This window comes from Flavobacterium sp. F52 (assembly GCF_000278705.1).
GTDB classification, from domain to species: domain Bacteria; phylum Bacteroidota; class Bacteroidia; order Flavobacteriales; family Flavobacteriaceae; genus Flavobacterium; species Flavobacterium anhuiense.
The window spans coordinates 42,092-55,345 of the sequence record NZ_AKZQ01000001.1; the positions used below are offsets into that span (position 1 = coordinate 42,092).

The 13,254-nt window shown below is 32.2% G+C and carries 10 protein-coding genes; 2 read left to right on the plus strand and 8 right to left on the minus strand.

Annotated elements, in window-relative coordinates; genetic code table 11:
- Positions 1–4: 4 nt before the first annotated feature.
- The 8 genes from FF52_RS00200 to FF52_RS00235 form a co-directional block, all read right to left on the minus strand.
- The gene (locus FF52_RS00200; RefSeq protein ID WP_008461949.1) at positions 5–1,306 is read right to left on the minus strand and encodes a hypothetical protein; all 1,302 of its coding nucleotides are present in this window, start codon (positions 1,304–1,306) and stop codon (positions 5–7) included.
- Positions 1,299–1,856, minus strand: a complete 558-nt coding sequence (locus tag FF52_RS00205; protein ID WP_008461951.1) for a DUF6046 domain-containing protein — start codon at positions 1,854–1,856, stop codon at positions 1,299–1,301. The genes FF52_RS00200 and FF52_RS00205 overlap by 8 nt, the downstream gene beginning before the upstream one ends.
- 21 nt (positions 1,857–1,877) lie before the next feature.
- Complete coding sequence (locus tag FF52_RS00210) at positions 1,878–2,348, minus strand: hypothetical protein (RefSeq protein ID WP_008461953.1); 471 nt, start codon at positions 2,346–2,348, stop codon at positions 1,878–1,880.
- Positions 2,349–2,365: 17 nt separating this feature from the next.
- On the minus strand, positions 2,366–2,560 hold the full coding sequence (locus tag FF52_RS00215; RefSeq protein ID WP_008461955.1) for a hypothetical protein: 195 nt from the start codon (positions 2,558–2,560) through the stop codon (positions 2,366–2,368).
- 301 nt (positions 2,561–2,861) lie between these two features.
- Entirely contained in the window at positions 2,862–5,069 is a 2,208-nt protein-coding gene (locus tag FF52_RS23055) for a putative bacteriophage tail fiber protein (protein ID WP_008461957.1), read from the minus strand.
- A 390-nt stretch (positions 5,070–5,459) separates the two neighbouring features.
- Positions 5,460–5,831, minus strand: a complete 372-nt coding sequence (locus FF52_RS00225; protein WP_008461958.1) for a hypothetical protein — start codon at positions 5,829–5,831, stop codon at positions 5,460–5,462.
- 3 nt (positions 5,832–5,834) lie between these two features.
- On the minus strand, positions 5,835–6,260 hold the full coding sequence (locus FF52_RS00230) for a hypothetical protein (RefSeq protein WP_008461959.1): 426 nt from the start codon (positions 6,258–6,260) through the stop codon (positions 5,835–5,837).
- Between the two features lie 4 nt (positions 6,261–6,264).
- Positions 6,265–8,331 (minus strand): hypothetical protein, encoded by a 2,067-nt coding sequence (locus tag FF52_RS00235; RefSeq protein WP_008461960.1) that lies wholly within the window; start codon positions 8,329–8,331, stop codon positions 6,265–6,267.
- 475 nt (positions 8,332–8,806) lie between these two features.
- On the opposite strand from FF52_RS00235, the gene FF52_RS23060 reads away from it, so the two are divergent.
- Positions 8,807–12,649, plus strand: a complete 3,843-nt coding sequence (locus FF52_RS23060) for a M23 family metallopeptidase (RefSeq protein ID WP_008461961.1) — start codon at positions 8,807–8,809, stop codon at positions 12,647–12,649.
- Between the two features lie 35 nt (positions 12,650–12,684).
- Positions 12,685–13,251, plus strand: coding sequence for a DUF4738 domain-containing protein (locus FF52_RS00245; RefSeq protein WP_008461962.1), 567 nt, complete (start codon positions 12,685–12,687; stop codon positions 13,249–13,251).
- Positions 13,252–13,254: the final 3 nt, after the last annotated feature.

Here is a 13,254-nt window from a genome sequence, read left to right on the forward strand (position 1 = left end):
ATTTTTATACAGATTCGACTCTTCTCCCTAAATAAATTTTCTGTCTATAGCCGTTTTCACCATAACTGCGTTCTACTTTTTCAACCTGAAAAGTTCCATTTTTTTCTTCGTCTTTTCCGTTTTCAAGAATCACTTTATCTGTCGGACGTACAAATGGTTCTCCGAAAGTCAAAATATAACCTTCAAATCCGTTTGGTTTAGACTGCATGGCTCGCAAGGCGCCGTATTGATACAATTTTGAAGCGATTTCTGTTGTTGTTTTTTCAAATAAGGCTGGATCATTAGGTAAATTTTCATTATCGCTGTGTAAAACATGTGTTTTTAAAAGCTGGCCGTTAGGATCTCCTAATTCGATATAAATTGGACTGTTTGAATTCTTAAAGTATTTTTCAACTCTAGTTCGTGTATTTTTGCTGGATTCGTTGACAACAACCAATTTATCTTCGATAATATTATGACGGAATTTTAAATTGACTCTTCCAGAAAAACCGCCTGAAACTGCTTGAATGGCTTTGTTTAATTGTGAAGCAAGAAGATTTAAACCTTCATTAATCAGTTTTTTTACAAGAGCGCCAGCCAATGGGCTTTTAATAAAATTACGATCAATAAAACCTGATAATTCATTGGCGGTGTGTTGCTGAGGATTATTGGTAATCGTAAGAACTGGACCAGTTATTTCGGTTTTAAAATAGGTGTAAACTCCCTTGTCTTTTAGCATTTCAAAAACTTGAGCCAAACTATGATTTCTGCTGACAATAATGTTTCCAATATTTTCATTTAGCGCATTGACTTTAAAAGGCAGTTTCAGTTCTCTGATTCTTTTTTCGAAAAATGTTTTAGGATTAAAATTGTCAACATTGGTGGCTGGATTAACAGCAACAAAATTAAGATTGTCCTTTTTATCCTGAACATTGTTGTCTTTTACGGCTTTTACTTTTTTAAAAGCATACATTGCATCTTCGCAGGTTATTACAGCATTAGTATCTGATTGAACTCCTGTAATGTATCCTCTAAAAGCAGGCTTGTAGTCGCCATCGTATCCTAAGAATATTTCGATATAACTTTCAAGTTTAAAGAAATCATGGATTGTTTTTTCTCCTCCGCTGGCATTTGTAAACAGACTTTGATCAAATCCTTTTGTATCAGTATACACTTTCTGTGGCATTACAATAGTTGCCGTATCGGTAAGTGATTTGTACGAACTATTTATGTTTACGTTCTTTACATAATTAAATTCATAAAATTTAGGCGTGGGAATAAGTCGTACAGTTTCGTAAACTTTAATTTTGGCATTGAGCTTAAGCATTGTCTCTAATTATTAGTTCGACAGTTTCATCTGATGTGGCGCTGGCCGTAAATTTTTGGATATTTTTTGTTCCCGAAATAGAAGGAATCGAATAAGAATCAATAACTAATTCATAGATTCCAAATCGGTTCAAAATGGCATGTGTTACTCTTAAGGAATATGGAGCATTAAGGAATTGTTTTAATAAAAACAGCTTCTCTTTTGGATATTCATCTCCTGTTTCATTGGCAATCAGTCCTTCAATAGAAATGCTGAAATCGCCATTTGTAATATGTTCCTTAATGGTTGAATCTCTTCCTTCAACATTTTCTTTTTTAATTATTTTAGAACGGCTTAGATTTACAGTAACAGCGTCGACTCTTAAACTTGGCAGATTAAGATCATTTTTTGCGAGAGGTTCAAAAACCAAAGGAGCGAAAACGCGAAGATTAAATTCGCCGCCAGTTTTGTCAATAATAAAATCTTTCGATTCAGATTCGTTATAATTGATACCGCTGTATTCGATGTCTTTAGCTTCTAAAATTTCGTTTACATTAAAATTGAATTTCATAATGATTTTGTTTTTTATTTTTTAGTTTGAAAATGTTTTAGCAAAAGCTGCCATCATAGTGTTTTCCATTCTGTTGTCATTGTGTTTTTGCAGCCAGAGCGCTTCCTCAAGAAGTTTATAAAATTCATCCATAGTAAGTTTGTATGGATCGACCTGAAAAGCATATCGAATAAGAGCAGCCGATTTCTTAAACTCATCTTTCTGAGGTGTTGAGTCTATATTGAATTCACTATCTTTTTTGATTATTTCGATGATTGAGTTTCCTGAAGCAAGCATGAACTCGTCATTATAATTTTCTTTCTCAAGTAGGCATTCTTTAAATAAAAATAGAATCGCTTCATGTGGATTATCTTTGTATAATTTTTGATATTTTAGATAGATTTCGAAAGTTGGTTTTTTACAATACGCTGTAATTGATTGATCATCAGAAGTAAGTTTTAATATCTGACCGTATTTCTCTTTAAGGTTTTGGATAAATATTTCGTCTGTCATTATTTTGTTTTTATAGTTTAAATACAGCTGTCTTTGCTTTCTTTTTTTATGATTTCAGCTAAACTTTCACTTTTTTCAATTGAAGTTGAAGGAGTAATATTGAAGTTTTCAATAAAAATGCTACCTGAGGATGTTGATTCCAAAGGATTTTTAAAGTTGCTCATGTCTGGTATTTTAGGCGTTTCTCCTAAATCTTTCGGCACGTAATCCATGATTGATAAATATTTAAAAGTTGATAAAATTATTTGAATGATTAATGCAAATGAAGTGCTGACTTTTAGGAAAATATCTTAAAAGTAAATCGTGTAATCGTGAGTGTTTTGGGAATTCTAATAGATAAATTAGAGTATGTAAAAGTAGGATATATGAAGCCTAAAAAAGAATAATTAGCGCTTGGTTTTCAGTAGTTTCAGCAAATCCGACTTGGGAATATTTTGGAAGAGAAGACTGAGAAATTAAATAACCACTATGAAGAAAAAATCATAGTGGTTTTATTGCATTTTATTCTCTGTTTTAAAATGTTGACAATGTTGCTCTAGTCCATGTTGTACCGCCTGAACATACATAAATGTAGCCTGCTACAGCTCGTATTTCACCAGAGTTACCAGCTGTAACTCCTTGTACAGGGACTGTTGTTTCTGTTCTGATGCTTCCCAAAACGTGAAGCGAAGTTGTAGGCGTGTTGGTGCCAATGCCTATATTATTTGCTTTTTGAAAAACGGCAGAATTTTTTAATAAACCTCCAGTTGATGCAAAAGGAAAATAACCATCGGTAGCGTTACCACCAGTTAGGTTGGTAGCATTTAAAGATGAAATCTCTAAATTACCATCAGCTTTATTATATATAAATTTACTTGCTTCATTTGCATATCCTATTTTAAACTTACTGTCAGTATCAACACCTATTCGATATGCCCTGTCTGTTCTAAAAAAACTTCCGAAATCCATGTATGCACCACCATCTATTGAGTTTGTTATAACTATATTTCCGGGAGATCCAGAATTAAACGTATCAGAAGATGAATAATTTAAAAAAACGCCACCATTAAAAACAGCTTGACTCGAGAAGGTTTTTGATCCTAGAATTGTCTGAATAGACATTTTGTCAACAAAATTACCAACTGCTAAAGTTGAATATACAAAAGCAGTTGTTGCCAATTGCTCACTACTTATCCCTAAAGCAGGAGTTGGTGCCATTGGAGTTCCTGTAAATACTGGGGATGAAATCGGAGCATAATAAGTTGATGGCTGCCCTGCAAGATTGGTTGCATTATTTGCTGTTCCTGTGGTATTTTGATTTAATATAGGAAAATCACCAGCTGTTGCAATACTATGCTCTCCTGTCGAAGCTGTATTTTTTAATATACCTGTTGCAAGAGAAGCAGTTGACTCTGCATAATCGATTCTAGCTTTTGCTATAACTGGAATTCCTGTAGAGGTTGTATTTTTTAAAAGACCAGTTGGCAATTGCGAAAGTAATGTGCCGTTAATTCCCTTTACTGTTAAAGCTGTTGCTCCAACTGCATCTCCTGTATGTGTGGCATTAGAAATTTTTGAATCTAATTGCGTTTGAATGCTTGAAGTTGCATCGTTAAATGTTTGTTGACTAGCAGATTGAAATCGTCTTGTTGGTGTCTCATTAATTTGATCTGCATTATAATCTCCTGTTTGAGCCGTTATGGCGCCGTTACGGCCAAAAACAGTTGTTACTTCACTACTCGGAGTGAGCAATTCTTGCCAATCTTCGAGGGACTCTGGATTAGTGCCTTTTAAAATAAAACATTTATTTAAATCTGATCTGACAGCTATATCCCCAGTTTCTACATTTAAAGACATCATTTCGACTTGTGAATCGACCACAAAAGTATCATTTATAGTGATAGAAGGAATTTGTGAAGAAATTAGTTTTCCATCTGCTCCAAGGCCGGCATATCCATTAGCGGTATTTTTATTGCTAGTATTTTCTGGAGTGAATCCTAATGCAGGTTGTTTTTCATTCCAAAATTCTTTTTCACTATCTGTTACAAATCGATTGTTTGCATCTTGAGTAATAATATTTGGTGAGTGATTATTTGGATGTGTATAATTCTCAAGGGTAGTTAAACGATCAATTTCCGAGTCTAAAAGCAAACTTTTTCCTGTAACTTTGTCTACTTTATTAGATTGCAATAGTTTTCCCATTTCAGCTGTCAACGCCTTCATAGTTCCGCCTGTAGTAAGATCGTTTACTAGAATAGTACTCAAAGAAGTTTGAATTGATTCGACCGCATCAACGATTTCCTGAAAAGTATTTAGATCAAGATTATCTGAGGCCAAAGTGGAGTTTATGTTTTTAATTTGATTCTGTAAAAGTACTCCTTGTTCAGCGCTTAAAAGTGAAGAAGAACCACCAGAAACCAAGTCATTGACAATGTCTAAATATTGACTTGCTAATTTTGTAAAACCGTTTAGAGGAGCATATCCGTGAGCTATGCCTTTTTGCGATTTGTCTTCTTTTAGTTCAAGTAAGGAAGCATGCGCGTTTATATCAGCAATATGATCATTTAAAACGTTTTTATCTGCTTTTGTATATAATAATTCATCGATTCCTTCAACATCTTTTACTGGAACTTTGTCTAGTTTATGTCTAAACGAATCCCAAGTGTCCCAGAATTGCTGTTGAGAAGGTTTTAAAGTGGTTTTGAACCAGTTTTTTATGGTATTTAATGTTTGTATAGCCATGATAATAATGTCTAATTAAGTTGTTGTTTTTGGATTTTTTAGGGGTTTGATTTCAGATTTAGAAAATTTTTCAAATAGTTTTTGTCTGGAATTTTAGGTATTTTTCTAATACCTTTTGATAATACATAACTCATAGTGGTATTTGTTATAATTGAATTAATAATATGTTCTTCTGGAAATGCTTTAAGAATAACAGGAGTAGATTTCTTTATGCAAAAGAGATGCTGTTATTTAATTTTGAGGATGTAAAAGTAGGTTAGAAGAACACTAAAAAACGAAAAAAAAGACCTCTGTATTCTGTAGTTTCAGTAGAATATAAAACCGTTAACAATTAAGAGATTTTGTCTCTCATTGTTAACGGTTTTATTTAAAGAAAAAATATTTGGGTTCTTAAATTATTGAATTGATGCAATGGCCTCCTTTTTTCCAATACTGATAATCTACAGCCCAGAGAAAATAGACAAGGACCCAACCTGCACCGGATAATGTTTTATCTTTCTGATTTTTACCAAGTGCGCTTGAAATTGTTTCGCCTTTCATACCAAACTGATAGCCGGTTTTCTTTCGCAAAAATGTATTCCAAAGAGTACGAAATTCATAATTTGCAAAAATGTCCAAACCAATTGCACCAGTAAAAAAATATTGATTTAGAGTTCTGAGAAAGCCTTTTGCTCTTGCATTTTTTAAAACAACTACAATGATGTTTAATGCTGTCAAAGGCAAAAATAAGATAACAGCAATTAGATATAGTATTAATCCCATTTCTTAATTGAATCTTCCTGAGTTATCTTCTTCTAAAATATAATTTCTAAGAATATCACTCAAATTCATAGGTGTGTTGAGCATTATATTTGAAACATAATCAAAAGCTGGTTCAGTAAGAAATTTTTCTTGTAAATTTTTCACATTGCCATTCTCATCTTTGTGCTCAACATAATCTGGATTTGCTACAGGATTAAAATTTTCATCGCGAACAAGAATAGTTTGCTGATTATCAATATGCCATTCAGGAACTTCTTTTTTAAATAATTGGCTGACATTTTCACCATCTTTAAAGTAAGAAATTGTATAATACAAGTCTAATAATTGTAAGTCAAAATTAAGAACTATTCCTGCTATTTGAATTTCTCTTTCTATAGTTTCAAATACTGGACTGTTTGAAATTTTTTGGACAATTTTTTGTGTTTTCATTTTTTTATAATTTTATAATTGACGTTGAAATGTTTGTGTAAGATGATCCAGAAATTGTATTCATGCCATTTTCATTATATGGATCTTCGTAAGAGAATGTAATACTTGGGTCAAGTGATATTATTGAATCATTGAATTTTAAGTTTCCGTTACCATTGTAACCTGTGTAACTATAGGTTTGCAGAGGGTAAGATCTATAAACTGTATCAATAATATTTCCTTTCATATCATATGAATTTTCTTCATATGATAAAATTGACCAAGAATTAATTCCATCAGATGCTGTGGTAATAATAAGAGGGATTTCATAAGACCTTAAATTAGTTGATGTTGCACCTGTTCGTTGTATTCCATACATTTTAATTTTGCTTTCACCGCCAAATTTGCAGTTCATCCCTTTTAAGTAAAATTCAAAAACTACATTGTCTGGAAGATAAAATCCAGGTTCAACAGGCAGATATCCATCTTCGTATTGATCTACAGTTTTTAGTAAATAATTGCCAGTTTCAGCAGATCCGAATGCATTCATTATTGAAGGTGCAAAAGAGGACATGGTTGTACTGTAAGGGCTATAACTATTTGTAACGTTACTAGTTTTCGAATTTCGATAAGTAGTCTGTAGATATTTTACTGCATCTGATTCATCTATTATTTTTTTGCGAGTAGAACCTGTCGAATGATATAAATTTCCTTGTATATCTCGTTCGATTGCTCCACTTTGAGGAACAGTAGTTAATGTTCCATTCGGAATAGTAAGAGGAGCTTTTGTAGCAGTTCCATAACAGGTATTTACAGCATCATAACAAATTGCCAAAGTTCCGCTCTTATTTGGAAGTGTCAATAAATTAGAGTTCACATTATTTAGGTCATCCATTAAGGTAATACCACCACTTGCAGATCCATTAGAGTTAAAGTGTACTCCATTTTTATTAACATAAAAAAGTTTAGTGCCAGATGTATTGTAAATAGTAAATCCAAGATAATTCATGACACTTTTTGCTTGTCCTAAATAATCAGTTGTAGAAATGTCATTGTTCCAAATTAAAGGCAAGCGTCTCAGCCAATTCCACCAATTATACAGTTTAGAACGACTAACAACTTTATTATCTTCTGTAACCGAAGTTGTTATTTGTGTTTCTGCATCAGTTGCAATGGTTGCCGTAAGCTTAATCTCATTTAATTGTTTTCCCATTTCGGCAGTAAGAGCCTTTGTAATGCCGCCAGTAGTGAGATCATTTACCAAAATAGTGTCAAGTGACATTTGCACTTGTTCAATAGCATTTACAATTTCCTGAATCGTGTCAAGATCAACATTATCAGAAGCAAGTAAAGTATTAATGCTGTCAATCTGATTTTGTAAAACAGTTCCCTGTTCAGCACTTAGTATAGATTCTGAACCTCCAGTAGTCAAATCGTTTATTATGGTTAAATATTGGCTAGCAATTTTAGCTAGATCATTTAAAGGAACATATCCGCCAGCAACACCTTTTTGCGATTTGTCTTCTTTGTTGGCTTCTAATTGCTTACCCATTTCGGCTGTTAAAGCTTTTGTAGCGCCTCCCGTTGTTAAATCATTTACCAAAATAGTATCCAATGACATTTGAATCTGTTCAATCGTATCAGCAATTTTTTGAAAAGTATCAAGCTCAGGATTATCAGAAGACAATAATGTTCTGATGCTGTCAATTTGGTTTTGTAAAACAACTCCTTGTTCGGCTGAAAGCATTGATGTTGTACCGCCAGAAGTAAGATTATCTACAATTTCTAAGTACTGATAAGCAATTTTTGAAAACTCATCTAAAGGAGCATAACCTAAAGCGATACCTTTTTGTGATTTATCTTCCTTAGCTGCGAAAAGTTCAGAATGAGCTGTATTGTCATTTTTATGTTCGTCCAGCTCTGATTTTTCTGCTTTTGCATTTAGAATTGATTCAAGTTCTTCAACATCTTCTAAAGGAACTTTCTCCAATTTATGACGGAAAGAGTCCCAAGTGTCCCAGAACTGATTTTGAGAGGGTTTCAAACCTGTTTGAAACCATTTTTTAATGGTATTTAATGCCTGAATTGCCATGTTTAAATTGTAATTATAAGGTTTTGAAATTCAACTCTTATTAGGTATTGAAAATGACTTTACATATAAGAATCATTTTTAGAGTTGGGTAAATAATTTTTAAGAAAGATTTTTTCGATAGTAAATAATCAAAATTACTCTTGTCGGGAATTTTAGGCATTTTCCGTATGCCTATTGAAAATAAAAAATCCATAACGGCTATTTTAAGTTGATTAATAATAAAAGTCGAGTGGTATTTTTTATGAATTCAAAGGAAGACACAATTGCAATGAGGTAAAAAAATGCAATGTGATTATTTTTTTTTTTGGAAGAAGCAAAAGTAGGAAAAGGAATATGTTTTTGATTGAAAAAAGTCGATGGTTTTCAGTAGTTTCAGTAGAAAGAAAACCCGCTGAAACTACTGAATTCAAAGGCGTTGTAATTTTCAAAACATAAATGATGGGCGTACTTTTGTCTCCAGAAAAAACGTTTCATTATGAATAGAAATACAGTTCACAATTTCAATATTTTAATAAAAAATAATTCTTCTTTAGAAAGCTCTGAAGATTTAACAAAAAGCTTTATAAAAGAACTTGCTCAGGTTTCAAAAGAAATCAACGAGCAAAAAGATATCGTACAAATTTGGCAGGAGCAAAATGCTTCAAATAATGTCATGAACAATACTTTAGACTCGGCTGGAGAAGGCGTTTTCGATACCAATGCTGCAATTAAAACAGTCCCATCGTTTAGCAATACTTCTTCGGCTCCGAGGTCAAATTTATTTCCTGGATCAACGCTTAATGCTTCAATCGGAGGAGGCGCTTTTGATAGCACTGAAAGTACAATTATGAGTTCTTTTGGATCAACTGGCAATACTCTTCCGGTTTCAGAAGCAGAAAATACAGTTTTAAGCAATGCATTTAGTCAGATTTACGAAAGTATCGATACAAAACAAATGCTGATAGTACCACAAATGCTTCAATCAAATAACAATGAACCATCGATGGAACTTATCAAAGCCGAAATCAAAAAGAAATTAGATCAGGCAATTAAAGAAAATAATCCTGAAGCGATTCAATATTGGACACGTATTAGCAAAGCTTTTGATGATGAGAAGACAGCAGTAGCAGATTTTGTAGATAAACCAAACGAAATGCTGTTTACAGAAATGTATAATGCTTTAAAACAAATGACGGAGACCTCTGCTGAAGTTCAAAACTTTAATTGGAATGTGGTGTGCAAAAAGATGATTAAGGCAATAGAGGCCAACATTCTCAAAGGATCTATTTCTAAAGCTGCTAAAAGTCGCTGGGAAACAATCAAAAAACAATTGGCAGATGATAAAACGAACGTTGCGAATCTTTTTGAGCGATATGATGAATTATTTTTATTATTGAAAGAAGTTGAAGGACTTGATGCATTGCCAAATAGCATTACCATTACTACTAAAACTAAAATATATCCTAATTTAAGTGCCGACAGACTATATGCTTCTATTGGCAAAGAAGACGTTTATGTATTCCTTAAGCAAGTCAACGAAACTGATTTGGACGGAAGTGGCGTAAACAAAGGAGCAGTAAAAATTAAGAATGCGAATGCAACCTCATTTATTGTTGGCGAAAGTCTGGAATTTTTCGTCGATGAAGCTTTTATAAATCAGAAAGTGAATCAAAAAGAAAATATTAACTGGATAGTTTATAATATTACAACCGATAGCGATAACATTTTTGAAAACGAAGGCACTTCATTCAGTTATAATTTTGATACTCCAGGAACGTATAGAATTGATGCTTATGGAAAAAAACATACAGTAAAACAGAAAAAGAGCGCTGCGACAGCTACTTTCATAGAGCTAAAGATAGTAGCACAAGATATTATAATTACACCACCTGCAATTGCTAAAGCTGAATTTATAAGACCTTTTGCTGAAGAAAAAACATTTAAAGTTTCTCTTAAAAATAAAGCAATAAAAACATTAAATCCGATGAAGCTTTATTATCAGATTGAAACTGTTGTTGGCGGAAAAAATGCTGTTATCTCAGAAGAAAGAGAATTAGACTCGACAGGTATTATTAAACTTGCCATGCGAGATTTAGGCATTTATAAAATTAAAGTTAACAGTAAAGACCAATATGGATTAAATAAGGAATTCAAAACTTCGGTAATTAAAAATGAGGTTACAAGTATCGGTCACGTTAAGGACACACCTAAAAAAAATGTGTTTTTATTAGGTAATCCGAGTAATGCTTTAACTTTAGAAGCTAAGACTTTCAAAATAAATCCTCCTACAGATACAGAAAAAAAAGATGTAAAATGGATAATTCATGACTCTAATAATAAGTTATATGTTCCAGACGGAGAGGTAATTATAAATGAAAATAAAGATCCTCAAAAACCATATATTCATAAGTGGGATTTCTATGATGTACCAATTCCTCAAAAAATAGGATTTTACAAAATAGAAGCCTACTGTAATGATAAAAAAGGGCCAAAAGATGGTGTTACTTTTAAAATGGAAGTAAAACAGCCTGAAATAACCGAAGCATATTGGGCATGGAGGGGAGGAAGTAAAAAAACAATTTCGGGTCTTTTAGAAAGCAATTGGATAAACGCCAGTATTCCATATTATAACAATCAAACCGTTAGAATCTATTTTTATTTAGGCAACGCAAAAACTAACCATTACATTGACGTAAAAACAAATAGTAAAGGTGAAATTTTTGAAGAGGTAAAATTTGATGCCACTTTTCAAAAAGCAATTGGATTGGGAAGAAAGAAAAATGCCAAAATTGGTTTTAAACTCTTAGGAATCCAGAATAGTAAACCATATCCATTTAAGTCACCAGCCAATTACGATGCTAATACAACTTTGTCTCTTACAGCAGATAAAAAAGTACTTGATGTTTACTTTACCTATGACGGCAATAGAGTAACACCAGAAGATGAGGTTCCGTTTGGCAAAAAAGGCGCAATTGTGACTATTGTTGCGAAAACCCAAAATATGATTGGAGAAGAAGTTACATTGAGTGCTCATAAAGTAAGCGAAAAGCCATCTTTTGCAGGTAAAGCAACAGTAAACTCAGAGGGGGTTGCCACAACCAGTTTCCTTTTAAAGAATCTTGATAAGAAACTCAAGCTAGGATCAAAAATAAATTATTATGCGGGTGTTGAAGGTTATTCTACAAAGCACTTGGTTAATAAAGTGCTGGTTATGATTGTGGGTGAGGGGAACAAGGATAAAAATAACAACAAAATAATTGATGAAAATGATCCACAATTAATTTGGGGTTCTAAAGTAAGTAAGGAATTTAGAGTAAAAGTTGTTAAAATAGCTAAGAAGCTTAAAGTAGACCCTAATTGGATTATGATTATTATTGCGAAAGAGACTTCTCTAACTTTTGACCCGCATATTGATAATGGTATTGGATATGTAGGACTTATTCAATTCAGTGAAGCTTCTGCTGAACAAGTAGGAACAACACATGCGGAATTAAAAAAGATGACAGCAGTAACTCAATTGAATTATGTTGAGAAGAGATTTGAAAAATTAGGAAAAAATGGATATAAATCATTAACTGATTTATATCTAGCTGTACTGCAGCCTACAAGTGTCGGACAAGGTGATAAAGATGGTAATATTCTATGGACTAGTAATAGAATGGCATATTATAACAATCCATCTTATCATAAAGAAAAGGGAGAATATGATAATAAAATTATTAAAAGTGGAAAAACTAAAAGGGGATTTGAAGAAGGCACCACATTTATGTGGGAAGTTAGGGAAGAACTTGAAAGGATTAAAAATGAAGGAGAAAAATTTGAGAAAGTCTTAAAAGCTCTACCTCTTAACTTAAAATATAAAAATTGGACATTAAATCAAATAACTTCAGGTTATGGTAAACGAGATGTACAAGTAGGATCAAAATTTCATAAAGGTTTAGATTTTAATTACTCAGGAGGAGGAGATACGGATATTGGAGCTCCTGTTTTTTCAACTCATGATGGTTTTATCTATAGCTTAAAAGATGACGCAAGTGGAAATACTGGTAGATATTTAATAATTCGTTCTGAGGATAATTTATTTCAAACTAGATATTTACATTTAAGTAAAATAGTTGTCAAAAAAGACGAAAAAATTAAAAAAGGTCAAAAAATAGGAGAACTAGGAGCATCCTATAATGGAAAAGAAAAAGGAGGAGACATTAGTGCGCATTTACATTATGAAATAATGAAATTGGAAGGTAAGAAAAGTGAAAAAACATATACTCAAATTGACCCTACCGAAGGACATGGAAAAAATAAAGATTACTTAATAGATCCTCAAGATTGGATTAAATAATTTAAAAATGCTATTTTAGCTTTAAAAAGTACCCTATGAAGAGAATAATATTTTTTTTGGTTTTACTGGTAATATTGAGCTGTAAAAAGAATCAACCTAAAGAAAATAAAATTTACCAAACCCCTAATAAAGAAGAATTGACTAAGTATGATATTGTAGAAGAGAAACAAGATAAAGATACAATTAAAAACTTTTGGCCAATTGATCTTGATACTATTAAAAGTTCAGAAAATATAAAAAATAATGAAGAAATTCTTGATTTAAGAATAATAAACTACAGCCTTAATGATAGCTCTATTGTAAAGAATGTTGATAGTGATTTATATCATATTAACTCTGACGTGTATCATAATCGCATATCAGTTATCTCTTTAAGTAAAGGAGGTAAAACTATTTTAGAAAAAAAAATCAATAAATCTGATTTCAGGATTAAAGACTCAGAGTTCAATCAATATTCTATTATTAAGTATATTGAATTTGTTAATGAAAAGAATGGAGATTACTTCTTTAAAGCAACATTAAATATTCCTGATACTGACTGGGTTGAGAAAATTAAATTTTCAATACAGAAAGATAATCCGGAAAAAATTAAACTTTTATAAAAC

Bases quoted from the DNA above. Each gene is read 5' to 3' on its own strand.
- FF52_RS00200 (WP_008461949.1), bottom strand. From the start codon at position 1,306: ATGCTTAAGCTCAATGCCAAAATTAAAGTTTACGAAACTGTACGACTT.
- FF52_RS00205 (WP_008461951.1), bottom strand. From the start codon at position 1,856: ATGAAATTCAATTTTAATGTAAACGAAATTTTAGAAGCTAAAGACATC.
- FF52_RS00210 (WP_008461953.1), bottom strand. From the start codon at position 2,348: ATGACAGACGAAATATTTATCCAAAACCTTAAAGAGAAATACGGTCAG.
- FF52_RS00215 (WP_008461955.1), bottom strand. From the start codon at position 2,560: ATGGATTACGTGCCGAAAGATTTAGGAGAAACGCCTAAAATACCAGAC.
- FF52_RS23055 (WP_008461957.1), bottom strand. From the start codon at position 5,069: ATGGCTATACAAACATTAAATACCATAAAAAACTGGTTCAAAACCACT.
- FF52_RS00225 (WP_008461958.1), bottom strand. From the start codon at position 5,831: ATGGGATTAATACTATATCTAATTGCTGTTATCTTATTTTTGCCTTTG.
- FF52_RS00230 (WP_008461959.1), bottom strand. From the start codon at position 6,260: ATGAAAACACAAAAAATTGTCCAAAAAATTTCAAACAGTCCAGTATTT.
- FF52_RS00235 (WP_008461960.1), bottom strand. From the start codon at position 8,331: ATGGCAATTCAGGCATTAAATACCATTAAAAAATGGTTTCAAACAGGT.
- FF52_RS23060 (WP_008461961.1), top strand. From the start codon at position 8,807: ATGAATAGAAATACAGTTCACAATTTCAATATTTTAATAAAAAATAAT.
- FF52_RS00245 (WP_008461962.1), top strand. From the start codon at position 12,685: ATGAAGAGAATAATATTTTTTTTGGTTTTACTGGTAATATTGAGCTGT.